17 protein-coding genes are annotated in these 23,071 nt (G+C 65.1%); 10 read left to right on the top strand and 7 right to left on the bottom strand.

What is annotated here, in order from left to right; genetic code table 11:
• The first annotated feature begins 451 nt into the window (after positions 1–451).
• The 4 genes from EA187_RS06910 (at position 452) to EA187_RS06895 (ending at position 6,379) form a co-directional block, all read left to right on the top strand.
• On the top strand, positions 452–2,656 hold the full coding sequence (locus EA187_RS06910; RefSeq protein ID WP_164856073.1) for a beta-propeller domain-containing protein: 2,205 nt from the start codon (positions 452–454) through the stop codon (positions 2,654–2,656).
• Positions 2,657–3,032: 376 nt separating this feature from the next.
• The gene (locus EA187_RS06905) at positions 3,033–3,863 is read left to right on the top strand and encodes a hypothetical protein (RefSeq protein ID WP_115606505.1); all 831 of its coding nucleotides are present in this window, start codon (positions 3,033–3,035) and stop codon (positions 3,861–3,863) included.
• 355 nt (positions 3,864–4,218) lie between these two features.
• The gene (locus tag EA187_RS06900; protein WP_127779711.1) at positions 4,219–5,046 is read left to right on the top strand and encodes a hypothetical protein; all 828 of its coding nucleotides are present in this window, start codon (positions 4,219–4,221) and stop codon (positions 5,044–5,046) included.
• 505 nt (positions 5,047–5,551) lie between these two features.
• Positions 5,552–6,379: a hypothetical protein gene (locus tag EA187_RS06895; protein WP_127779709.1), complete on the top strand. Its 828-nt coding sequence runs from the start codon at positions 5,552–5,554 to the stop codon at positions 6,377–6,379.
• A gap of 368 nt (positions 6,380–6,747) precedes the next feature.
• On the opposite strand, the gene msrA is transcribed toward EA187_RS06895, so the two are convergent.
• Entirely contained in the window at positions 6,748–7,371 is a 624-nt protein-coding gene (gene msrA / locus EA187_RS06890; protein ID WP_241250179.1) for a peptide-methionine (S)-S-oxide reductase MsrA, read from the bottom strand.
• A gap of 420 nt (positions 7,372–7,791) precedes the next feature.
• Between msrA and EA187_RS06885 the strand changes: the two genes are divergently transcribed.
• Complete coding sequence (locus EA187_RS06885; RefSeq protein ID WP_115606512.1) at positions 7,792–8,208, top strand: hypothetical protein; 417 nt, start codon at positions 7,792–7,794, stop codon at positions 8,206–8,208.
• A gap of 274 nt (positions 8,209–8,482) precedes the next feature.
• On the opposite strand, the gene EA187_RS06880 is transcribed toward EA187_RS06885, so the two are convergent.
• From EA187_RS06880 to EA187_RS06870, 3 genes are all read right to left on the bottom strand, one after another.
• Entirely contained in the window at positions 8,483–9,025 is a 543-nt protein-coding gene (locus EA187_RS06880) for a YaeQ family protein (RefSeq protein ID WP_115606513.1), read from the bottom strand.
• Between the two features lie 36 nt (positions 9,026–9,061).
• Positions 9,062–9,481, bottom strand: a complete 420-nt coding sequence (locus tag EA187_RS06875) for a nuclear transport factor 2 family protein (protein ID WP_115606515.1) — start codon at positions 9,479–9,481, stop codon at positions 9,062–9,064.
• A gap of 249 nt (positions 9,482–9,730) precedes the next feature.
• Positions 9,731–11,611 carry a DUF7305 domain-containing protein gene (locus EA187_RS06870; RefSeq protein ID WP_115606517.1) on the bottom strand — a complete coding sequence of 627 codons (1,881 nt, stop codon included), beginning with the start codon at positions 11,609–11,611 and terminating at the stop codon, positions 9,731–9,733.
• Between the two features lie 269 nt (positions 11,612–11,880).
• Between EA187_RS06870 and EA187_RS06865 the strand changes: the two genes are divergently transcribed.
• Entirely contained in the window at positions 11,881–12,549 is a 669-nt protein-coding gene (locus EA187_RS06865; protein ID WP_115606519.1) for a DUF2267 domain-containing protein, read from the top strand.
• Between the two features lie 426 nt (positions 12,550–12,975).
• On the opposite strand, the gene EA187_RS06860 is transcribed toward EA187_RS06865, so the two are convergent.
• The 3 genes from EA187_RS06860 to EA187_RS06850 form a co-directional block, all read right to left on the bottom strand.
• On the bottom strand, positions 12,976–13,668 hold the full coding sequence (locus tag EA187_RS06860; protein ID WP_115606520.1) for a DUF4336 domain-containing protein: 693 nt from the start codon (positions 13,666–13,668) through the stop codon (positions 12,976–12,978).
• A 138-nt stretch (positions 13,669–13,806) separates the two neighbouring features.
• Entirely contained in the window at positions 13,807–15,156 is a 1,350-nt protein-coding gene (locus tag EA187_RS06855) for an MFS transporter (protein ID WP_115606522.1), read from the bottom strand.
• Positions 15,157–15,267: 111 nt separating this feature from the next.
• Positions 15,268–15,762 carry a SixA phosphatase family protein gene (locus EA187_RS06850; protein ID WP_115606523.1) on the bottom strand — a complete coding sequence of 165 codons (495 nt, stop codon included), beginning with the start codon at positions 15,760–15,762 and terminating at the stop codon, positions 15,268–15,270.
• A gap of 309 nt (positions 15,763–16,071) precedes the next feature.
• Here EA187_RS06850 and EA187_RS06845 point away from each other — a divergent pair, with 309 nt between their 5' ends.
• The 4 genes from EA187_RS06845 (at position 16,072) to EA187_RS06830 (ending at position 23,065) form a co-directional block, all read left to right on the top strand.
• Complete coding sequence (locus EA187_RS06845) at positions 16,072–16,674, top strand: HPF/RaiA family ribosome-associated protein (protein WP_164856072.1); 603 nt, start codon at positions 16,072–16,074, stop codon at positions 16,672–16,674.
• 128 nt (positions 16,675–16,802) lie between these two features.
• Positions 16,803–19,322 (top strand): Lon protease family protein, encoded by a 2,520-nt coding sequence (locus EA187_RS06840; protein ID WP_164856071.1) that lies wholly within the window; start codon positions 16,803–16,805, stop codon positions 19,320–19,322.
• Positions 19,319–22,054 carry a pyruvate, phosphate dikinase gene (gene ppdK / locus EA187_RS06835; RefSeq protein WP_127779705.1) on the top strand — a complete coding sequence of 912 codons (2,736 nt, stop codon included), beginning with the start codon at positions 19,319–19,321 and terminating at the stop codon, positions 22,052–22,054. The genes EA187_RS06840 and ppdK overlap by 4 nt, the downstream gene beginning before the upstream one ends.
• A 231-nt stretch (positions 22,055–22,285) precedes the next feature.
• Positions 22,286–23,065, top strand: a complete 780-nt coding sequence (locus EA187_RS06830) for a 4'-phosphopantetheinyl transferase family protein (RefSeq protein WP_115606530.1) — start codon at positions 22,286–22,288, stop codon at positions 23,063–23,065.
• Positions 23,066–23,071: the final 6 nt, after the last annotated feature.

Below are 23,071 nucleotides of genomic sequence, written 5' to 3'. Positions count from 1 at the left end.
GCGCGAAAAAACCGTCTTACGGGTGACCGAGGGTCATCGCAAAAAATGACCGTGGGTCGTCTGTGGAGTTGACCGTGGGTCGACTGTGGAGGTGACCGTGGGTTATGATTCAAGTCGACCCGGGGTCACCTGGCACCCGCATAAAACCTGCCCCGGGCTCAACCCAGGGTCATCAAAGGCCATCGCTATTGAAAGCCCGGGAAGTCGCGAAACTCCTCACGACTGAGGCAGCGAGCGACGTCATTCAGACGAAGAATAGTCGAAAAATACGATCTATTTTGTGCGTTTAGGCGATCCTGGCATCGAGATTGCTCTAGTCTGGGGCCATCACCGCGACGATGCTCGATACGAAACGCCCCAAATCGTCGCAACGTGGCATGAAATAAGGCGATTGACGCACTTCGACGACGACACCATGACGCTAACCCCCAAAAAATCTGAGAGGTCTGCGATGAAAAAGTCTCAAAATTCTGAACGATGGCATCGATGGCTGCCGCGCGTTGCCGCCACGGTCGGCGCCGTAACCATGGTCGCCGCCTGTGGTGAGGGAGACGACACTCCTCGCCGCGATACTACCTCCAGCGCCAGCTACCGGCTGATGCCCGCCCAGGGCTGTGAGGATGTGCGCGACGATGTGGTCGACTCGCTCACCGAACAGGTGCTTCAGAACCGCTACAGCCAGCACTGGTGGGGCGATGTCGATTTTGATGCCGGCGAGCCCGAGCCCGGCGCGCCCGAAGCCGGTGACGACAGCGCCGGCGGCGACCGCGGCGAGAGCCCCTCGGAGTTTACCGAGACCAACGTGCAGGAGGAGGGGGTCGATGAGCCCGATATCGTCAAGACCGACGGGGACTACATCTACACGGTGGCCGACGGCTCGCTTCAGATCCTCAAGAGCTGGCCGCCGGAGGACACCGACCGCGTCGGTCGCTTCGATTTCCCGGAGCAGGCCTACCCGCACAGCCTCTTTCTGAAGGGCGATCGCGTCGCCGTCTTCAGCTACGTCTGGCAGCACAACGATTACTACTACGACGAGGTCGGCTCCGAGGACGGCGTTGAGCCCGGCGAAGATCGCGAGCCGAGCGAGCCTGGCGAGTACGTGGAGCCCTTCTACGGTACCCGCCTGACGATCCTGGATGTCAGTGACCGCACCAACCCGGTCATCGAGAAGCAGGTCGACATCGAGGGCAACTACACCAACGGCCGCATGATCGACGATAAGGTCTACGTGGTCAGCAACGGCGGGATGCGCAACATCAACATCTGGCAGTACATGTACAACGACGAGATCCCCGGGCTGCCCGAGCGCGACTATGAGACGACGCTCGAAGAGCTCGAGGTGATGCGCGATGAGGCCCGTCCCCTGGTGAAAGCCTTCCTCACCGAGCAGCTCGCTGATGAAGATGTGCAGAGCTGGTTCCCCCGCCAGCGCATCCTCGACCACGACGGTGCGGTGCTGCTCGAAGAGCCTCTCTATGAGTGCAATGAGATCTACATGACCGATAACGCCAACCAGCTTGGCGTGCTCTCGATCTCCAGCTTCGATCTCGATACCAAGACCTCCATCGACTCCACCGGTCTGCTGGCCAATGGCTGGCAGGTCTACGCCTCCCAGGACAACCTCTACGTGGCGATGAGCAGCCGCTGGTGGTGGTGGTGGGGTGGCAACGGTCGCCAGAATGAGTCGCATATCCACAAATTCGCGCTGCATTCCGACGGTCAGCCCGAGTACCGCGCCAGCGGCAAGGTCGATGGCTGGTTGCTCAACCAGTTCTCGTTCAGCGAGTACGAAGGTCACCTGCGCGTGGCGACCACCGATAACCGCTGGGACTGGGACCAGGAGACTGGCGAGCAGACCGACGCGGGAGGCAACCACGTCATCGTCGTCAAAGAAGAGAACGGTGAACTCGTGGAGACCGGCTCGGTGCGCAACCTCGCCCCGACCGAGCGCATCTACAGCTCGCGCATGATGGGCGACCGCGGCTACATCGTGACCTTCCGCGAGACCGACCCCCTCTACACCCTGGATCTCTCCGACCCCAACGACCCCAAAGTGCTCGGTGAGCTGAAGATCACCGGCTTCTCCAGCTACCTGCACCCCTTAAGCGACGATTACCTCCTGGCGATCGGTCGCGACGGCGATGAGAACGGCGTGATGAGCGGCGTGCACCTGCAGGTCTTCGATGTGAGCGACATGACCGATCCGAAGCTCAAGCATCACCACGTCATCTCCACCGGTGGCTGGTCCTCCGACAGCGAAGCGATGTGGAACCACCACGCCTTCACCTACCAGGCTCGCCTGGGCGTGCTCAGCGTGCCGATGAACATCTGGGATGGTGGCGAGCAGTTCACCGGCCTGATGCTCTTTGAGATCGACGCGGAAGAAGAGGCCGAAGATGCCGGCATCACTGAGATCGGTCGCGTCAGCCACGGCGACCTGGTGGCCGACTCGCACTGCGTGCGCTACGACATGGAGCCGGGCTGCCAGCAGGAAGACTACTGGGGCTGGTACTCCCAGATGCGTCGCAGCATCATCATGAGCAGCGAAAATGGCGAGGAGTTTGTGTACTCGCTGAGCGACGTGGGTATGAAGGTCAACAACGTCTACAACACCGACGAAGAGCTGGCCTCGGTGCTTCTGCGCGAGCGTTTCTAAGCGCGTGATTCGGGCGCCTCACCCGCGGTGAGGTGCCCTGACCGGCAGCATTGAGGGTGCATGAGGGAGCGAGGTGACTCGCTCCCTCGTTGCGTCTGGGGACGCCGGTGAGCGGTGACCGTGGGTCGTTTTGAAAGGTGACCGTGGGTCAGCTGTAGCGATGACCCTGGGTCGCAGAAAAGCCAGTGATGGTGCGGTTGAGAGATGACCGTGGGTCAGGTTCGCTGAGCGATGCGTGTACACGTGACGTGGTATTGAGACTGCATTGGGAAGTTGTTAGAACGCGGCAGACGGATTGCCTTAAAGACGCGTGCGCGAGGTGGTGACGACGAAGAGACGTGTCGCACCGGTCTGCGCGCCATGATGAGAGAGAGTGATGACCCATCTACTGAAGATGTGCGCGGTGGCGCTCGCGCTGGGGCTCTCGGTGTCCTGCATCGAGATCAACAACATTACGCCTCCGGCCGATGGTGGTGGAAACTCCCAGACCGATGAAGACACGGGCGGCGCCGACGCCGGCGATAACGGCGACGTCGGCGGGGAGGACGACGCCGGCGATCCGATGGACACCGGGGATGACGACCCGGTCGACGACGATACCGGCAGCGACGACGAAGACGCCGGCAGCGACGAAGACGCCGGCAGCGACGAAGACACCGGCAATGATTCCGGACCTCTGCCGGCCTGCGATGAGAACTTTGCGCCGGAGGACGCCTGCGGCGGAGATATCGTGGGGAGCTGGACGCTCGATAGCATCTGCAACGCTACCGATATGTCGTCGACCGTTCTCGCGTCGACCTGCGCCGAGGCGGAGTTGGTCTCGTACGAAGAGGTTGTGACGGGCACGCTCACCGTCAGCGGCACGAACTTCGCGCGCACGGTCGAGATCGACGTGCAGGCCGAGACCTACGTGCCCACAAGCTGCCCGGAGCTGCTCTTTGGCGGGTGCGATACCTATGAACTTATCGCCAGCTCGTTCTCCGGACTGGACGTCTCCTGTGTGCTCAACCAGGGCGCGGCGCGGTGTGAGTGTGAGGTGACCGGAAGCTTTATCAGCGAGAGCGACGGCGGCTACGTCTATGAAGACGGGACGGTGGTCACGGACGACTTGACCTACGACGTGTGCCGTTCGGGAAGCGGTCTCACCCTGCGTCCTCGCCCCGACAACCCGGATGAGGCGGTCTATGTGGAGGTTTACGGCCCCTGAAGGTCGGTCGGCGTAGGGAGTGGCGGTCCCTGTGGGGCGGTCTTTCGCAAGTGGGGCGTCGCGCGAAGCGCGGCGCCCTTTTTTTGCGTGGTTGCCGCGGCGATTCCCCGACATGGGAGCGGGGCATGGGGCCGTCCTGGGGACAGACATAAGCCAGCGTTTATGCGGCTGATGTTCGACTCAGGGTCGGACGAGACGAGGCATGTGGGACGGTGAGAGGGAGGTTGAAGCGCGAGCGCGAAGTCGCTAGATCTGCGGCGATGGATTTCAACGAAACAGGACGCGCGGTGCAGAGCGACGGAGAGCGATGGACGTCTTTGAGGCGTCCGAGCGCGCGTTATCAGGAGAACATGTCATGACTTTTGATTTAAAAATCTGTGCGCTGGTGGCTGTGCTGGCGTTCTCGTCGGCCTGCATCGAGATCAACAACATCACGCCTCCCTCCGACGGCGGAGATTCGCAGGTGGAGGACGACGCCGGGGACCTCAACGACGGCGGCGCCGAAGACGACGCCGGAGAGCTGACGGATGCCGGAGACGAGCATGATACGGGCTCTCCGCAAGACGTTGGAGACACGCAGGACACCGGCATCGAGGAGGATACAGGCATCGAAGAGGACACGGGCGATGATCCCGACACTGATCCGGGAACTGTGCCGGCCTGCGATGAGAACTTCGGGCAGGAGGACGCCTGCGGCGGAGATATTGAGGGGAGTTGGACCTTCGAGAGCCTCTGTCCGCAGCAGACCATCGAGGCCCTGGCGCTCTACTCAAACTGCGAGGGCGCAGAGTTGGTGGAGTTTGAGATGTTGGCCCGGGGCTCGATGGAGGTGAGCGCGTCGAACTTCTCGCGTGTTGTGGAGGTGGATGTCGACGCCGTGGCCCATATCCCGCTCGGTTGCCCGACGATGCTGTTTGGGGGATGCCAGGGCCATGAGAACATGGTCAACTCATTCTCCGACCTGGAGACGACCTGCGTCACGAATGAGGCTGCGGGGCTTTGCGAGTGCGACGTCACCGGTACCTACGTGCGGGAAGCCAACGGCGGCTACACCTACAATGAGGGCGAGTTGAACGTGGACGGGGTGATCTACGATGTATGTGCAGAAGGGGGTGGACTCACGATGCGTCTTCGTCCCGACGATCCCGGAGCGCGCTTTCTGGTGGAGGTTTACAGCCGCTGAAGGTCGGTCGAAGTGATGAGCGACGTGCCCTGTGGGGCGGTCTCTCGCGAGTGGGGCGTCGCGCGGAGCGCGGCGCCCTTTTTTGCGTGGTTGCCGCGGTGACTCTCCGACACGGGAGCGGGGTATGGGGCCGTCCGAGAGACCGACAAAGGCAAGCGTTTATGCGGGTGAGAGGCGACCGTGGGTCATGCTGAGAGGCGACCGTGGGTCACGCTGAGAGGCGACCGTGGGTCACGCTGAGAGGCGACCGTGGGTCATGTCGGGAGGTGACCCACGGTCAGACTGGGAGGTGACCCAGGGTCGTGCCGGCGGCAGGGCTTTTTACGGTTAAGAGGCGACCGTGGGTCACGCGCTTCGTCCCGGGGTTGATCTCGGAGGGAACTCGGCGCTACAACACCCACGTTGACCCCTACTTATGGACAGAGATGATCGCCGGAGGTCGCGCTGTGGTTGAAAGGCGCGCCGAAACGCGATCCGAAAGAGCGAGGCAAAGATGCGCGGTGTGATGAAGCGATGGCTGGTGGTGTGTGTGGCGGCGATGATGGTGACGGCCTGTGGTGATGACACCGGCAGCTCCAACGATACAGACGCCGGCTTTGATATTGGCGAGGAAACCCCGGACGCCGGCGACACCGGGTCGAGCGATGAGGACACGGGCAGCGACGAGGACACCGGCTCCAACGATGAGGACGCCGGCGGCGATGAAGATGCGGGCACGGACGACGATGCCGGCACGGATGAAGATGCGGGCACCGACGACGACGCCGGCGTGGAGGAAGACGCCGGCACCGATCCCGATCCCGCCCCGGCCTGTGAGCCGACCTTCGGTCCGGACGACGCCTGCGATGGCGACATCGAGGGCACCTGGAGCTTTGGTAACGCCTGCACCGATTTCGACTTTGCCGCGCTCCTCGCGTCGGTGTGTGACGGCTCGTCGGTGGAATCGCTCGACGTTGACACCGACGGCACTCTGGTGGTCACGGCCGACAACTTCGCCCGCGCGATCACCATCGAAGCCGAGGCGCTGGTCTACATTCCCGCCGACTGTCAGGCGATCGGGTTTCTCGGCTGCGAAGGGTTTGGGGATATCGCCGGCTCGGCCGACCCGAGCGTCGAGGTGAGCTGCATCACCAACGCGACCGCCGGTCGCTGCGAGTGTGATGTGGCGGGCACCTACGAAGAAGAGAGCGCCGGGGCCTACACCAGCGAGGGTGGCGTGGTCACCGTCGGCGAGGAGGTCTACGACGTGTGCGTCAGCGGCGACTCGATGAGTGCTCGCCGTCGCTCCGAAGACGAGCAGCGCCCGAGCTTTGTGGAGATCTACACCCGCTAAAGGTCGGTCGAAGTGGTGAGTGACGCGCCCTGTGGGGCGGTCTCTCGTACGTGGGGCGTCGCGCGGAGCGCGGCGCCCCATTTTTTTGCGTTCAAAGACGGAAGCTTCCGGCCCTGGAGGCAAAAATTTACCTCGATGGGCGGAAGGTTCCGGCCTGGGAGGCCAAAAATTTACCTCGATGGGCGGAAGGTTCCGGCAGGTTGGCGAAAAATTTGCGCGACAGGGCGGAGCTTTCTGGTTCTCAAGGTGAAAAATCTGCGCGGCAGGGCGGAGCTTTCCGGCAAGTGGGTGAAAAATCTATCTCGGAGTGCGGAAGCTTCCGGCCCTGGAGGCCAAAATTTACCTCGATGGGCGGAAGAAGCCGGGTTTCAGGCGCGCCAGCCGGTGGGGCAGCTCACGCCGGTGCCTCCGACGCCGCAGTAGCCGCCGGGGTTTTTGGCGAGATACTGCTGGTGGTACGCCTCGGCGTAGTAGAACTCCGGGGCGTCGAGGATCTCGGTGGTGGGCTCGCCGTAGCCGGCCGCGGCGAGCTCGCGGGCGTAGGCCTGAAGGGAGGCCTGGGCGGCCTCGCGCTGGGCGGCGGAGGTGACGTAGATGCCGCTTCGGTACTGGGTGCCCACGTCGTTGCCCTGGCGCATGCCCTGGGTGGGGTCGTGGCCCTCCCAGAAGACCTGCAAGAGCTGGTCGTAGCTGATGCGCTCTGGATCGAAGATCACGCGCACCACCTCGTTATGGCCGGTCTGCCCGCTGCAGACCTCCCGGTAGGTGGGGTTGGGGGTGTAGCCCGCGGCGTAGCCGACCTGGGTGGAGTGGACCCCGTCGAGCTGCCAGAACTTGCGCTCCACGCCCCAGAAGCAGCCCATGCCGAAGATCGCCACCTCCATCGTCTCGGGGAAGGGGGGCTTGAGCGGGGTGCCGAGCACCTCGTGCGTCTCGGGGATCTCGAAGGGGGGCACCTCGCGGCCGGGGAGCGCGTCGTCGGGGTGGGGCATCTGGATTTTTCGGGGGCTGAAAAACATCGGCTCGGCCTTTCGCGTCGGTGGAGGTGGTCGGGGGGCGCGCGTCGTTGCGCTGCAGTCTGCGCCTCTATGCGGGCAACGCCGGGCGCGTCCGGCGCATTTCTGGGGGGGAAAAGTTCTCTGAGGCTACGGGAAGGGTTTGACAAGGCGCGCGGCGCATGATGAGAAACTGCCGACCCCCGCGCGGGGGGTAGATCGCAACCGGAGCCTTATTACGCAGTGAACCCACGTTGACGCCATGTCTGCTGCATTGAGAGCACCCTGAGCTGCGTTGCAAATTCTCGACGATGCACAAAGCATCGCCTGCGATTTGCGCCTTGCTCAGGCCACTCTCAATCTCGCATCCAAAGGCGTCAACATGGCCTCACGGCGTTGAAGAAGAGAGCGAGTAACATGCGTTTGCAGCAGGGACTTGATGTCATTCATCGTCAGATCGAGGAGTGGGCCGAGGCGGCCGGGGAGGTCCTCGATGGCGAGTCGGTCGACGGGTTTGTGGACCTGGCCACCGAGCTTCTGACCCACATCCAGGAGATCGTCGAAGAGCTCGACCTCGACGGGGAGACGCTGCGCGTGCCCACCGGCCAGGTGGGTATCAAGGAGGTCGGCGAGGGGCTGGGGATCGCGCTGGCGCAGGCCTGGGAGCTGTTGGAGTTTGGTCAGCGGCCCTCCGAGCTGCATTTTGATCAGATCGAGCCCCTGCTCATCGCGATGGCCGAGCTGCTGGAGCTCGATCCGGAAGATGATGAGGCCGAGGACGAGGTCGAGCGCGTCACCGCGCTGCTCGACGAGTTTTTGTCGGACACCTACTGATCGTTTCGATCATCTCAATCACCTGGCCTCTCCGGCCGGGGTTACACAGCACAGCCGGGGGGAAATGCGTCGTTTCGGGTGACCCAGGGTTGTTGTTTGGGGTGACCCAGGGTCGTCGATCAGGCTGACCCAGGGTCGTTGTTTGAGGTGACCCAGGGGCGTCAATCCGGGTGACCCAGGGTCGTTGTTTGAGGTGACCCAGGGTTGTGATTTTGGGCGACCCAGGGTCGTGGTTTTGAGTGACCCGGGGTCGTGGTTTTGTGATCTGAAACGATCAGCGTGGGTCGCGCAAGACCCCCACCTGGGTGTTCAGCGTGGCGTCGCCCACGGTGATGTAGAGCATGCCCTCGCTGCGGAGCACGTCCCAGCGGTTGGTGCGGTCGAGTTTTTCGGCCAGCGTCTGAATGAACTCGGGCGCAAAGGCGATGAGCGCGATGGTCTCGGCGCGGTGAATCTGGCCGCTCTCCAGGTCGCTGAGCGTGGGCGCGGGATCTTTGTGGGTGTAGACGGCGACCTGGCCGGCGGCTTTGGCGATCTTGTGAAGGCGCTCAGGGGCTGGCTGGCCGATCTCGATCCACAGAAGGATCTGTCCGGTGAGGTCAAAGATGGCGATCGTGGGGTCGTCGGGGGTGCTGACCCCGCGGCCAAAGTCGATGCCCTCGCCATACTCCAGGCAGTAGGCCAGCACACGCGTGACCAGGTAGAGATCGGTCTCGGAGGGGTGCTGAGCGACGCGCAGCTCCAGCGTCTCGTAGACGCCGCGGTCGACGTCGGAGAGGTTGATCTCAAAGCGGCGCATCGTGGCGCTTAAGGCCATGGGGTCTCCACGAGAAGTTAAAAAGCGTGCCGGGGGTCAGCCCTCATCGGGCGGGGTGCCCTCGCCGAGAAGCTCGGTGAGCGCGCCGGTCTGAGGCATGACGATGTACGAGGTCAGGTGCTGGAGCAGCGGCGTTGAGGCGTCGGCGAGCTCGAAGCGGTAGACGTCGCAAAAGGCATAGCTGCGCTCCTCGCCGGAGGCTGTGGCCACGCGCATCGTGCCGTGGACGACGCCTTCATCGTGGCTGGCGAAGATGCTGCGAAGCTCCATCCCGCGGGTCTCGCTGTGGGCGAAGACCTCAAAGGCCTGGGCCAGGGCGTCTTTGCCCTCGATGACCATCACGCCCACGATCTCCCAGCGGATGTCGTCGGCGGCGTGCTCCAGGATGTAATCAAAGTCCCCGCCGGCCAGCGCGTAGTTGAGCGCGGAGAGCAGCGCGTGCAGATCGGTAGGCATCGCCGTGGGTCGTTATGGGCCGGGTGTGATGGAAGTCGGGCGCGTCGAGCGCTGGTGCGCATCTTTTGCGCGGTGCCGGGCCGGTGCGGCGAGGGCGGTGTACCGCATCCGCCGGGGGCGCGTCACTTCGAATCGCTCGGCGACGCATGATTTCTCGGGTACGCAACGACCCGGGGTCGCCGATCACCCGCATGGTTGGCGGTTGAAGGGCGACCCCGGGTCAGAACTCAGCGCGGTGTTAGGCCGCGCTCAGGGCACGATGCACACGCCCTCTTGAGAGCCAGACGCGGTGCACATGCCGCTGCAGCAGTCGGAGGGGCGGGAGCAGGGCAGGTAGGCCGGCTGGCAGGAGAGCAGTGCGCAGACACCTTCTTCGCAGCGCAGCGGGCTGCAGCAGTCGGAGTCGGAAGCGCAGCCGTCATCGGTGCTCCCGCAGACCGGATCGGGATCGGGATCCGGGTCGACATCGGGATCGGGGCCGACATCGTCGCCGGGATCGGGATCCGGGTCGGTGTCGGGATCGGGGCAGCTCTGGCCGACGCGACCCACGCCGCGATCGTAGTGGATGCTGACCTGGTTGTTCGCGCCGAAGCGGCTTCCGTGGAGCCCGCCGAAGATCTCGATGTCGTTGTTGGTCTCAATGCCGCCGGGCACCGCGTAGATGTAGCCGCCGACGTCGATCTGGTTGTTGGATCGGAAGCCGTTGGGGCCGCCGACATACATGCGCATCAGGGCCGGGTAGTTCGGCGAGCCCAGGCGGAAGCGCTCGTTGGTGCGCACGTCGCCGGCCACGAAGATATCGAAGCTGGCGTCAGGGGTGAGCGTGATGGTGAGCTGGCCGTTGCTCTCGATGTCGCCGTCGACGTAGAGGGCGGTGTTGCCGGTGGCCACGATCGTGGTGGGCAGGTTGGGGGTGATCTCGCTCAGGTAGTAGTTGCCGCAGGGGAGCTCCAGACGCACACCGCCGGTGGCGTTCTCCAGGACGTCGGGCTCAAGGCCGATGGTGGCGTTGTCGTTGACGTCGCGTCGGCTGGCGACGATGGCGGCCACATCGATGCGGTCGTCTTCCTCGCAGTAGGAGCAGGCGTCGCCGACGCTCACGGGCCCCTCATTGAGGCTCTGGTAGGTGACGTTGGGGTGGATGGAGGTGCCGGCTGGCACGTTGAGATCGCCGCCGATGGTCACGCCCAGGTTGGTGTCGATGTCGCCCACCATAAAGGCGTCTTCGCCCACCGAGACCGGGTTGTTGTTGTAGAAGTCACCGCCGTTGTAGAGGCGCTGGCCGATCTCGGCGCCGATGTTGAGGTTGATGCCCTCGGAGCCGGCCACCCAGAGGGAGCCGGTGACATCGACCAGGCCGTTGGCGCGCTGGCTGCCGTTGGTGCCCACGCCGCCGCCCGGACCGCCCGGGGTGTAGGGGCCGACGCTGCTGTCGTAGGCATCGACCATCAGCCCGACGTTGGTCACGACGTCGTCGCAGGAGCATAAGCCCCAGCGGAAGGTGTACTCGGCCAGGTCGCCGGCGCAGGCCTGCGGGGATCCCTGGCCGGGCTCAAAGTCGATGACCGGGCCGACGCCCTCGCAGCTTGCGGGGCCGGGCTCCAGGGCGATGACCTCGCGGCAGGTGCCGGCGACGCAGCCTTCGCCGGCGTCGCAGGTGATGCCGCAGCCGCCGCAGTGGTCGCTGTCGAGCGAGGTGTCCACGCACGCTCCCCCGCAGGCCTCCAGCTCGCCGGGACAACTTTCGGGGTCGACGCAGCTTCCACCGGAGCAGACGTCTGAGCCCTCACAGACCACCCCGCAGCCCCCGCAGTTCTCGGGGTCGACGCTGGTGGGGATGCACTCCCCCTCGCAGCGGTCCTGGTAGGAGGGGCAGCTCTCATCGACGGGGGCGTCGTCTGTGTCGCCCGCGTCGTCGGGGTTGGTATCGCCGGTGTCGCCGGGAGCGGTGTCGGGCGGATCGGTGTCGGTATCGGCGGAGGTGTCGGGGGCTGTGTCGAGCCCGCCGTCGTCGCTGACGTCGGGCACGTCGTCGCCCTCGCGCTCCGAAGGTGCGACGTCATCGCTGCAGGCGCTGCTCATCAGACTTACACACAACAAACCCACCAGGGGCCAGGTCAGGTGTCTCATCCTGAAACTCCACGCTGAAAGAAGGCAGAACACATCGGGGGTGGTGATTCTCGGGGTCGCGTCAACGCTACCACACTCGGGGGGCGAAGCGCAGCGATGGGGGCGTAACAGGCTGTGTCAGCCGGTGGGTGTAACACGGGGGGAAGACGGTCCATCGGTTGGTGACACGCCCCTCGCTCCTACATTGCCCCCGAGGGCCGAGGCCCGCAGAGAGGGCGCGAGAGGCGCGTCCGCTCGACGTTTTACGCCGTTACGCAGGGAGTGACGCGATGACCTACGAGATCTTGTTGATGCGCGTGCAGCGCCGAAGCGGCATTGAGGACGCCGGGCTGCTTCAGGAGCTTGTGCACCGGGTGATCCTGGAGCTGGCCAGCGGCCTGAGCCGGGAGAGCGCCGAGGTGGTGGCCGAGCGCCTGCCCGAGCCGCTGGCCTCCGAGCTCCGGGCGGCCCCCTCCTCTCAATTAAAAACTCGGGCGGCTTCACCCCCGGGCATCACACCGACCGCGCTCTACACGAGCGTGGGTGAGGCGCTCGCGCTTGATGAGGGCTTTGCCATGGAGTTCAGCCGGGTGGTCTGCCAGGTCATCAGCGAGAGCGTGGGCAGCGAGCGCCGCACGTTGCTCATCGCGCGACTGGGCGAGGACTGGCGTGAGCTCTTTGAGCCGCGCAAGGCCGACTTCGGCCATCGCCCCGAGCTGGCCGAGGAGCCCGGGGTGGCCGACCGCACCACCCGCGACGCTCTGGCCGAAGGCCGCCCCGGGAGCGCGCACCCCTTGAGCGAGGGGAGCGCTGCCCAGCAGGACTCCATCGCCCGCGACGAAGAGCCCCACCAGGGTGACAGGGTGGCGACCAGCCGCGGAAAACCGGCCCGCCGCACCCTGGCCGAGGGCCGCCCCGGGAGCTCGCGATCGATCAACGAGTCCGGGCGGCACAGCTGAGCGTGTGGCCGCGATGTGAGGGGAGGGATGGCTGACCGTGGGTCAGGTTTTTTGCTCAGGGTGGGTTGACCGTGGGTCAGTTGTTTTGCTCAGGGTGGGCTGACCGTGGGTCAGTTTTATTGCTCAGGATGGGCTGACCGTGGGTCATGTCATGTACCCCTTGGAGGTTGACCGTGGGTCAGGTTCTATACCCCGCTGAAGCTGACCGTGGGTCATCTCGCATACCCCGTCAAAGGCGACCCTGGGTTGAGCCTCATGCGCATATATTAAGGGCGAAGCGTGACCGTGGGTCAGGTGGTATACCCCGCTGAAGCTGACCGTGGGTCATCTCGCATACCCCGTCGAAGGTGACCGTGGGTCATCCCGCATACCCCGTTGAAGCTGACCGTGGGTCATCCCGCATACCCCGTTGAAGCTGACCGTGGGTCAGGTTCCGGCGCGCGCGAGCTCGGCGCCGAACGCCTCCTGAAAACGGCGCCGGCCCTCGTCTGCCAGAGGTTCACCGTGGGCGATGACGACGCGATCAAACTCCCAGTCGAGCAGCGCGGGCAGGGAGCTTGCGAAGGCCTCTTTGTCGGCGATGCCCGAGCGCAAGATCCGGGTGGGGCCGAAGCTGCCAAGGGCGCCGTTGAGACGCATGAACATGCGCGTCCACCAGTGCGGGTGGTCGGGGAAGTGAAAGCAGAGGTCGGTCAGGATCAGCGTGCCGCTCTGAGGCTCATAAAAGACGTGCTCGCGCAGCTTTGGCATCCCCTCGATCCGGTGCCAGCGCAGGCTATCCTCCAGCTCCCCCGTCGGCGAGAGGGTCAGCGCCTGATCCAACTCGCCGATCTTCTCGGGGAGGCCCGGCGGCACGAGCACGCGGGCCTGTGGCCAGCGCGCCATCGCGCGTTTGAGATAGAGGTGATGAAAGAGGTTCGGGGCGATGATCGTGGTGACCGCTCCCAGGTGGTCGATCTCGGCCTGGTCCTCATCGCTGAAAGAAACCGGGCTGATCATCGTCAGCTCGCCAGAGGGCAGCCGAATCAGGGTGCTGCGCGTGCCCATCTGCACGCCGGCCAGCTTGAGGGGGTGGTCGATCAACCAGATGGTGTCGGTGAAGGGGCGCAGGCGGCTCATGGCAGATCCGGGGCTTCAGGTGAGAGGAGGGGCAAGAGCGGTCATCATGCGCGGGATGGTGACGTGCAGCGAGGTGGCATTCTGCCGCACGCCTGATCTCCCGAGGCCAAACAAACACGGAGAACATGAGGTGAAAGATCAGGCGGCGAGGGCCTCGGCGCGGTCTTTTTCGGCCTTGCGGGCGATGGCGCGGCCTTCATCTACGTCGACAAAGAGCAGCAGCAGGCCGCCGATAATGAAAAAACCGATCACCGAGAGGATCGCCTGACGGCTCGACCCGGTGGCGATGATCATCAACGAGAAGATCGCCGGCCCGAAGATGCCCGCGAATTTTTCGAAGACGGCAAAGAAGCCGAAAAACTCCCCGCTCTTATGTCGGGGGATCAGGCTTGCGAAGAGCGAGCGCGAGAGGGCCTGGGTGCCCCCCTGGACCGTGCCGACGAGCAGCGCGAGCAGCACAAAATGCACCCAGGTGGTCATAAAGTAGGCCAGCACGCTGATGCCCATGTACACAAAAAGCCCGAAGAAGAGGGCGGTCTTGGTGGTAAATCGCCCGGCCAGGGTGCCGAAGATGAAGGTGAACGGCACGCCCACGATCTGCACCAGCACAATGGAGCCGATGAGCACCCCCTGCTCAATGCCCAGCTCGGTGCCGTAGATGGTGGCCATGCGGATGATCGTGCCGATGCCGTCGTTGTAGATCAGAAAGGCCAGGAGCATCAAAAAGGCATGTTTAAATCCGCGCAGCTCGCCAAAGGTGTGGCGCAGCCGGCCCAGGGCGCGGCGCACCGCCTGACCGGCCGAGATGGCCTCCATGCCTTCGGGAAGCGGGGGCTCGGGCACTCGCCGAAACAAAGGAATGGAGAAAGCCAGCCACCAGATCGCCACCGTGATAAAGGCCAGGCGGCTCGGCAGCGTGCTCTCGACGGGCAGAAAGAACCAGGCCGGCTTCATGATCATCGCCAGGTTCAGCGTTAAGAGCAGCGTCGCCCCGGCGTATCCCACGGCGAAGCCGGCGGTGGAGACGCGGTCGATCTCATGCTCGCGCGCGATATGCGGGAGCATCGCGTCGTAGAAGATCATCGAGCCGTTGGCGCCCAGGTTGGCGATCATGAAGAGGCCCGCGGCCAGCAGCCAGTCGCCCTCCTGAATAAAGTACATCCCGGCGACGGCGGCGATGCCGATGCCGGCAAAGGTCCCCAGAAAGCGTTTTTTGACCGTGGCAAAGTCGGCGATGGCACCGACCACCGGGGCGATCGCCGCGACGATCGCCAGCGCCAGGGTGGTGGCCGTGGCGAAGTGCTGGGTGGCCAGCGTGGGATCGAGCCCCTGGGCGGCCACGCGCTGAAAGTAGATCGGAAAGACCGCCACGATGATCACGGCGTACATTCCCGTGATCGCCCAGTCGTACATCGCCCAGGCGCGCAGCTCGGGTCGGTGCAGGCCCAGCGCTTCGAGCAGGCGGTGGGTGCGAGTTGACGAGCTCATGGCGGTACTCCCTGTGGGGTGCCTGGGTGTGAACGTACTTTGAAAAGAGAGGGTTAGAGGTGGGCAGTGAGGGCGCCTGTGAATGCGCTTTGCCCGCGCCTGCGCCTGTCTTTAGTCATCGAGATCTTTCGGGCGCACGATCTGCTGCAGGCGCATCGTGGAGGCCTGGCAGGCCTCCGCCCAGCTCTCGCCACTGGCGAGCAGGAGCGCGGCGTTGGCGGTGGTCATCGTATGAAAGGTGCCGCTTAAGTAGCCCAGCACCTGCTCAAAGCCGGGGTTATGGCCGAGCACCAGCGCTGTCTCCACCTCGTCGTCGAGCGTGGCCAGCGCATCGAGCACATCGCCGGTGCCCGGCAGGTAGAGCTCGCTTAACAGGTGCAGCTCACAGTCGGGAAAGGAAGGCTCCATCAACTCGAAGGTCTCGCGGGTGCGAGTGGCGTCGGAGCAGAGCGCGACCTGCGGCGTCCAGCCCAGCTCGGCCAGGCGAGCCCCGACGCGGGGGGCGTCTGTGCGGCCGCGGGTGTTTAAGGGGCGGCGGTGGTCGCTTAAGCCGGGCTCGGCCCAGTCACTTTTGGCGTGGCGCATCACGATCAGACGGCGTTGCATGCAGAGTCCTCATCTCAAATAGGCCGGCCGGGCAGCATCCTCGGGCCTCTGGCGAGTGGTTGTAAGGGAGGCCGCCGGCGCAGACCGGGGGCGGCTGAAGGTTGCCGGCGAATCTTGGTCCTTTGAGGCGCGGGGGTCAACGCCGCGCTGAGGATCATGGGGGATCGTCGGGCGTGTTTAGCTTCGAGTTTGAACAACGATGAGATGGGTCGAGCGCCCGCTCCGCCTTCTACGCCCCGGTCGGGGTGGAGATCGGAAGGCATCCTCGATCCTCAAGCGCCGCATACCTGGCGGCGACGGAGGCGTTTTATGCGAGTACCGCTGGAGATCGCGTTCAAGCAAGTCGAGGCAAGCGCCTCGTTGGAGCGGTTGGTGCGCGAGCGGGTCGACCGCCTGCCGCGCTATTTTCAGAGGATCATCGCCTGTCGGGTCGCCGTGGAGGCGGCCAGTCGCAACAACCAGCATGAGGTCACCGGCTACCGGGTTCGCGTGGAGGTGAGCGTGCCCGGTCAGGAGCTTGTGGCCACGACGACGCCCCGCTTCGGGATGCCGACGCGCGCGGTGGTTCAGGATCCCTATCAGGCCGTGCGCGATGCGTTTGTGGCCATGGAGCGCCGCTTAAAGAGCTACGCCGGCCGGCTGCGTGCCGAGCGCAAGCCCAGGGCCAACGCCCCGCATGCGGTCATCACGCATCTCAACAGCGAGGAGGGATTTGGGTTTCTGCGCACCATCGGCGGGCGCGAGATCTACTTTCATAAAAACGCCGTGCTCAATGGCGGTTTTGCCCGCCTGGAGCTGGGCGATGAGGTTCGCTTTAGCGAGGTCGATGGCGAGGAAGGGCCTCAGGCCAGCACCGTCGAGGTGATCGGACGTCACGGGCGCCACATCATGGGCATCGTGCCCCGGGCTTAACGCAGGGAGCGAGGGTGAGACGACGTAGAAGGACCAGGAGCAATGAATCCGGCCAGTCGGCACAGCCGCATGGTAAGGGGGCCAACGGCCACTCGGAAGTCTCAGCGCGTGTGGCGAGGGTGGAGGCCTTGCGTGAGTCAACGCAGCTCTCCACCGAGCAGCTGCGCCGGATCTGTGAAGCGGAGCGCCTCGGTGTGCAGGGCAGCGAGGAGCTCAGTGAGGGTGGGGTCCCCGGACAGGCGCGCGCCGAAGAGGCGCTCGCGTTCGGTGTCTCCATGCGCCGGCCCGGCTATCACATCTTCGCGGTGGGGCCGCCGGGGCTGGGCAAACACGGGCAGATCTTGGAGCTCCTGGAGGAGGCCGCCGCCGGGCGGCCGGCTCCCGACGCCTGGTGTTATGTCTTTAACTTCGAGCAGCCCCGTGCCCCGCGCGCCTTACGCCTGAAGGCCGGGCGAGCCACCGAGCTTCGAGAGACCCTGGCCGAGCTGATCGAAGCGCTCAGCGACGCGCTCCCCCGCGCCCTGGAGAGCCCCGAGTATATCGCCACGCGCCGCGAGCTCGATGAGCGTTTTGAGAGCCGTCAGAAAGACGAGCTCGAGGCGATTCGCACAAAGGCCGAGGCCCACGATGTGGCCGTGATTCAGACCCCCTCCGGGGTGGTAATGGCGCCGGTGGTCGATGGCGAGGTGCTCGGCCCGATGGCCTTCCAGGAACTCGATGTGGAGGAGCGCAAACGTTTTGAAGACGCGCTCGAAGCGCTGCACACCGAGCTCGATGACAGCCTGCGCGCCCTGGCCGGCCAGGAGAGTAAGCATCGCCAGAAGGTTGAGGCCCTGGAAGAGGCCACCGTGCGCACCGAAGTCGTCGCGCGCCTTAAGCCGGTGCGCGAGGATTTTGGCGACTACGCGCAGGTCATCGGGTACCTCGATGCGCTGGAAGATGATCTGGTGGAGCATGCCGATGCGTTCGTCGCCGGTGAGGGCAGCGGCCAGGCCGGTCAACTTCTGGGGCTGGGAGCGGCTCAGGGGAAAGATGAGGTGCTGCGCCGCTACCAGGTCAATGTGCTCTACGAAGATCGAAAGGCCGAAGGCGCGCCGGTCATTCAGGAGCATCACCCCAACTTTGAAAACCTCTTCGGGCGTATCGATCACCGGGCGAACCTGGGGGCGATCTCCACCGACTTTACGATGATCAGGCCCGGAGCGTTGCACCGGGCCAACGGGGGCTTTCTGGTGCTCGATGTGCGCCAGGTGCTCATGCAGCCGATGGTCTGGGAGCAGCTCAAGCGCGCGCTGCGCGCCGGTGAGCTGCGCGTGGAGAGCCCGGCGCAGACCCTCGGGTTGTTCTCGACCCAGAGCCTGGAGCCCGAGCCGGTAGCGCTCGATGTGAAGGTGGTGCTCGTTGGCGAGCGCCGCCTTTATTATCTGCTGGAGGCGTTTGACCCGGATGTTTCGGATCTTTTTAAGGTGATGGCCGACTTTGAGTCGTCGGTTGAGCGCGACACCGAGCTCGACGGCTTTTTAAGCCTCATCGCCCGGCGCAGCGCCGAGCTGAAGACCTCGCCGCTCGACGCCGGGGCGCTGGCACGCCTGGTGGAGTGGGGCGCGCGCCAGGCCGAAGATGCCCAAAAGCTCTCGGTCGCCGTGGAGCGCATCGATGAGGTGCTCGCCGAGGCGGACTGGCAACGCCAGGAGCGCGGCGCAGAGCGGGTGCAAAGGGAGGATGTGCAGGCTGCGCTTGAGGCGCGCCGCAGGCGCGCCTCAAGGCTGCGTGATCGCATCGCCGAGGCGATGCAGCGCGATATTCTGCATGTGCAGCTTGAAGGAACGAAAAGCGCGCAGGTCAACGGGCTCTCGGTGGTGGAGCTGGGCGGGGAGCGCTTTGGTCGGCCCAGCCGCATCACCGCCAGCGTGCAGGTAGGCCAGGGCCAGCTGCTCGATATCGAGCGGGAGGTTGAACTCAGCGGGGCGCTGCACGCCAAGGGGGTGTTGATCCTGGGCGGCTACCTTGGTCAGGTCTTTGGCCGCGAGCGCCCGCTGGCCCTCTCGGCGCGTCTGGTCTTTGAGCAGTCCTACGGCGGGGTCGACGGCGACAGCGCCTCGGTGGCCGAGACACTCGCGCTGCTCTCGGCGATCAGTGAGCTGGAGCTTCGTCAGGATCTGGCCGTGACCGGTTCGATGGATCAGCACGGTCGTGTGCAGGCCATCGGCGGGGTCAACGCCAAGATCGAGGGCTTCTACGAACTCTGCAAAAACCGGGGTCTCACCGGCACCCAGGGGGTGGTGATCCCGGCGAGCAACACGCAGCATTTGATGCTCTCCGACGAGGTGGTCGAGGCAGTCAGGGCCGGGACGTTCTTTATTTATGCGGTCGAAACCGTACACCAGGCCGCTACATTGATCTTCGATCGGCCGGCCGGTCGCCGCACTGAGGCCGGCGCGTTTGAGGAGGGCACGGTCTTTTTCGAAGTCGAGGAGCGCCTCGAAGCGCTGGCCCGGGCCTCGCGCCACTTTCGCTCCGGCGGGTCGCCGGCCACCGTGGCGCGGCCCCCCCATGAGGCTGAGGCGCCGGGCCCCCGAGAGCCTGATCCGCCGGCGGCCCGCGACGCGCGCCCCCGCAGAATTCCGACGTGGAGGAGGAGACGATGAGCACCGACGATATCTTTGTGTACCGCTTTGAAGAGGGCCACGCCCGAGGTGATGGCTCGCAAAAGGAGCTGCTCGGTGGCAAGGGGGCAGGGCTGGCGGAGATGGCGCGCTTAGGGATGCCGGTCCCCCCGGGAATGACCCTGACCACCGAGGCCTGCCGAAGTTATCTGGAGCACGGTTTTTTCCCCGAAGGCCTTGAGATGCAGGTGCGTCAGGGCATCGCCTGGCTTGAGAAACGCACCGGCCGCGGCTTTGGTGATGTGGACAACCCGCTGCTTCTCAGCGTGCGCTCGGGGGGCGCGCGCAGCATGCCCGGGATGATGGACACGGTGCTCAATCTGGGGTTGAGCGAAGACAGCGTCGAGGGGTTGGCGCGCCAGAGCGGCGACCGGCGTTTTGCCTACGACTGCCAGCGCCGTTTTGTGCAGATGTACACAAGTGTGGTCATGGGCGTGGACGACGCGTTGCTCGAAGAGGTCCTGGTGCGCCACCGCCGCCGCGCCGGCGTCGACGATGATCACGATCTGGGCTGGGAGGAGCTCTTCGCCATCAGTGAGGCGATGCGCCAGAAGGCCGTGGAGGTCACGGGGCGAGATGTGCCCCGCGGGCCTTTTGGCCAGTTGTGGGGGGCGGTGGAGGCGGTCTTTCGAAGTTGGGAGGCGCCCCGGGCGCGGGCCTACCGCAAGTTGCATCGCATGAATGGCGGCGGGTGGGGCACGGCGGTCAACATCATGGTGATGGTCTTTGGGAACCTGGGCGATGAGAGCGCCAGCGGGGTGGCGTTTAGCCGCAATCCGGCCACCGGGGAGGCCCGGCCCTATGGCGAGTATATGATCGCCACCCAGGGCGAAGACGTGGTCGGCGGTCGGCGCTCCCCGGGGCCCCTGGGCATGGAGGAGGAGCAGCACGGGGGCATGGCGGCCATGGAACGCCTGATGCCCGAGCAGTACGCCGAGCTCTGCGGCTATATGCAGGAGCTCGAGCGCAACTACCACGATATGCAGGATGTGGAGTTCTGCGTGGAGCGCGGCAAGCTGTGGATGTTGCAGACCCGCGCGGCCAAGCGCACCGGCCAGGCCGCCGTGCGCGCAGCCCTGGAGATGTGCGAGGAGGGGCTCATCGATGAAGAGGAGGCGATCTTACGCGTCGATCCGAAGTTGCACCTGGAGCGGGCACTGCATCGTCAGATCGCCGGTACGCCGCCCGAGCCCATCGCCCGCGGTCAGGCCGCCTCCCCGGGGGCGGCCACCGGGGAGATTGCGCTGAGCTCGGAGCGCGCCGTGGAGCGCGCTGAGAAGGGCAAGTCCGTGATTCTGGTGCGCCCGATGACCTCGGCTGATGATGTGGAGGGGCTGCATGCCGCCGTCGGCGTGCTCACCGCCCAGGGCGGCTTAACCTCGCATGCGGCGGTGGTGGCCCGCGGCATCGGCACCCCCTGCGTCTGCGGGGTGGGAGAGCTGCGCATCGATGAGGATAAAGGTGGATGTTATGTGGGCGATGCGTTTTTTGAAGAGGGCGAGCGCATCACGATCGATGGGGGCTCGGGGAAGGTGTTCGGGGAGGCGCTGGAGCTCAACGACCCGACGATCACCGGGGAGCTGAAGACCTTTCTAAAACTCGCTGACCGCTACCGCCGTCTTGAAGTTCGCGTCAACGTGGACAGCAACGAGGAAGCCGAGATGGCCCGGAAGATGGGGGCGGAGGGGGTGGGCCTGTGCCGCACCGAGCATATGATCCTGGAGAGCAGTGAGGCGGTGCGCGCGATGCGTCAGGTGCTCTTGAGCACGGATTGGGAGACGCGGGAGCAGGGGCTCAATGCGCTGGTGGACTACCAGCGCCAGGAGGTTGCGCAAATTTTGCGCACGATGGACGGCCTGCCGGTGATGGTGCGTCTTCTCGATCCACCGGCCCATGAGTTCTTGCCGGGGACGGCCGCCGGGCGAAAGAGCGTGGCGAAGGTGCTGGGCATCAGCGAGGAGGCGGTGGGCTGGCGGGTCGATGCGCTGCGTGAGACCAACCCGATGCTGGGTTTTCGCGGGGGGCGTCTGGCGATGGTCTACCCGCAGATCTACGAAGCCCAGGTGCAGGCGATCGTCGAGGCCTCCCGCCAGGTGCAGGATGAGGGCGTACGCACCCGGGTGGAGATAGCCATCCCGATGGTCGCCGACCCGGGGGAAGCCGGACATCTGATCGCGGTGATCAACGACGCGGTGGCGCGTCATCTCTATGGATTAAGTCGCGAGGCCGATGTGGCCGTGGGCGTGATGGTGGAGGTTCCACGTGCCGCACTCCTGGCCGGGGAGCTGGCGCTGGAGGCCGACTTCTTTAGCTTTGGCACCAACGATCTCACGCAGCTGATGTGGGGGATGTCGCGCGATGATGCCTCGCGATTCATGGAGGCCTACCGCGACCAGGGCGTCCTGTCGGAAGATCCCTTTGAGATCCTCGATCGCGCCGGCGTGGGGCTTTTGATGCGTCAGGCGCTCAAGCAGGGGCGGATGGTCTATCCGCAGCTGGCCGCCGGGGTGTGCGGGGAGCACGCCGGGGAGCCCCATTCCATTCGTTTCTTCGAGGCGCTGAACCTGGATTATGTGAGCGTCTCACCCTACCGCGTGGCCAGCTCGCGTCTGGCCGCAGCGCAGGCGTTTATCCAGGAGGAGCAGGCCGCGCGCAGCGGAGAGGCCTGGCGCGGCGGGCTGGCGCCGATGAAGCGGCAGAGCAACGGGGATTGAACCTCTTTTGAGCCCCCCGCGTTTGGTGTGGCCAGGAGCCTGCGGGGCGTCGCCGGCCCGGAATGAAAGAGCGTCGCGCAAATAGTGCGCGGCGCTCTTTTATGACGATCGCTAAAAAAAACGTGGCGGCTCAGGTAAAACCATCCGCGCGGAGTCCGCCGGGCAGGCTCCGTGCGGGCATGTGTTCCGCATGATGCGGAAGATGTTTCACGATCCGGTTCAGGAGCTGCAATGTGTTTCAGCGATGAAAAGTCAGCCCCGGGAGGTGAGGAGGGCACCGGTGGGTCGGAGCTGAGGGTGGAGGATGTGGTGCTCAAGGCCGCTCGGAGCGCCGGGGTGATCGTGAAGAGTGCTGCGGTCGGAGCGCTTTCGATGCGGGCTGGCGAGGAGGTGCGGGGCTGGATGAGCGCCGAGGAGCTGGAGCGTCATCAGCGCTACGCGCTCGAGAGGTTGCGTCGGCGCGACCTCATCACGCGCGGGCTGGCGCGGACGATGCTCAGCGAGCTTGCCGGATGCGAGCCGCAGGAGTTGATCTTTGGGAAGAGCGCGCTTGAGCGACCGCACCTCGTCTCCCCGGCGCTGCCCGGCTTTGATTTTAATCTGGCCCACAGCGAAGAGCGGGTGGTGCTGGCCGCCGCCCACGGGCTGCGTGTGGGCGTCGATATCGAGCATGGCACCCGTCGCGTCGATCATCGAAGCGTCGCCGAGCGCTTTTTTTCGGCGTACGAGCAGCGGGCGCTCGCCAGGCTGGATGACGATGGGGAGGAGGGCCAGGTGAGCGCGCGACGCCGGCGTTTTCTGGAGCTCTGGGTGCTCAAGGAGGCCTGGATGAAGGCCGACGGACGCGGCATTAGCGCGGGGCTCAATGAGGTGATCTTCGACCTTGATGCGCAGGACGCCCCGAGACTTATCGCGCTGCCCGACGACGATCCCGCGCGTTGGGAGGTGGCCCTCACCGAGCTCGATGACGGCCATCTCGTTGCGCTTGCCTGGTGCGAAAACCCCTGTTGAATCAGG

The organism is Lujinxingia sediminis (genome assembly GCF_004005565.1).
Taxonomy (GTDB): domain Bacteria; phylum Myxococcota_A; class Bradymonadia; order Bradymonadales; family Bradymonadaceae; genus Lujinxingia; species Lujinxingia sediminis.
This window is presented reverse-complemented; position numbering and strand designations above follow the sequence as displayed.

Excerpts from the sequence above, each read along its gene's own strand:
- EA187_RS06910 (WP_164856073.1), top strand. The coding sequence starts at position 452 with ATGAAAAAGTCTCAAAATTCTGAACGATGGCATCGATGGCTGCCGCGC.
- EA187_RS06905 (WP_115606505.1), top strand. The coding sequence starts at position 3,033 with ATGACCCATCTACTGAAGATGTGCGCGGTGGCGCTCGCGCTGGGGCTC.
- EA187_RS06900 (WP_127779711.1), top strand. The coding sequence starts at position 4,219 with ATGACTTTTGATTTAAAAATCTGTGCGCTGGTGGCTGTGCTGGCGTTC.
- EA187_RS06895 (WP_127779709.1), top strand. The coding sequence starts at position 5,552 with ATGAAGCGATGGCTGGTGGTGTGTGTGGCGGCGATGATGGTGACGGCC.
- msrA (WP_241250179.1), bottom strand. The coding sequence starts at position 7,371 with ATGCCCCACCCCGACGACGCGCTCCCCGGCCGCGAGGTGCCCCCCTTC.
- EA187_RS06885 (WP_115606512.1), top strand. The coding sequence starts at position 7,792 with ATGCGTTTGCAGCAGGGACTTGATGTCATTCATCGTCAGATCGAGGAG.
- EA187_RS06880 (WP_115606513.1), bottom strand. The coding sequence starts at position 9,025 with ATGGCCTTAAGCGCCACGATGCGCCGCTTTGAGATCAACCTCTCCGAC.
- EA187_RS06875 (WP_115606515.1), bottom strand. The coding sequence starts at position 9,481 with ATGCCTACCGATCTGCACGCGCTGCTCTCCGCGCTCAACTACGCGCTG.
- EA187_RS06870 (WP_115606517.1), bottom strand. The coding sequence starts at position 11,611 with ATGAGACACCTGACCTGGCCCCTGGTGGGTTTGTTGTGTGTAAGTCTG.
- EA187_RS06865 (WP_115606519.1), top strand. The coding sequence starts at position 11,881 with ATGACCTACGAGATCTTGTTGATGCGCGTGCAGCGCCGAAGCGGCATT.
- EA187_RS06860 (WP_115606520.1), bottom strand. The coding sequence starts at position 13,668 with ATGAGCCGCCTGCGCCCCTTCACCGACACCATCTGGTTGATCGACCAC.
- EA187_RS06855 (WP_115606522.1), bottom strand. The coding sequence starts at position 15,156 with ATGAGCTCGTCAACTCGCACCCACCGCCTGCTCGAAGCGCTGGGCCTG.
- EA187_RS06850 (WP_115606523.1), bottom strand. The coding sequence starts at position 15,762 with ATGCAACGCCGTCTGATCGTGATGCGCCACGCCAAAAGTGACTGGGCC.
- EA187_RS06845 (WP_164856072.1), top strand. The coding sequence starts at position 16,072 with ATGCGAGTACCGCTGGAGATCGCGTTCAAGCAAGTCGAGGCAAGCGCC.
- ppdK (WP_127779705.1), top strand. The coding sequence starts at position 19,319 with ATGAGCACCGACGATATCTTTGTGTACCGCTTTGAAGAGGGCCACGCC.
- EA187_RS06830 (WP_115606530.1), top strand. The coding sequence starts at position 22,286 with ATGTGTTTCAGCGATGAAAAGTCAGCCCCGGGAGGTGAGGAGGGCACC.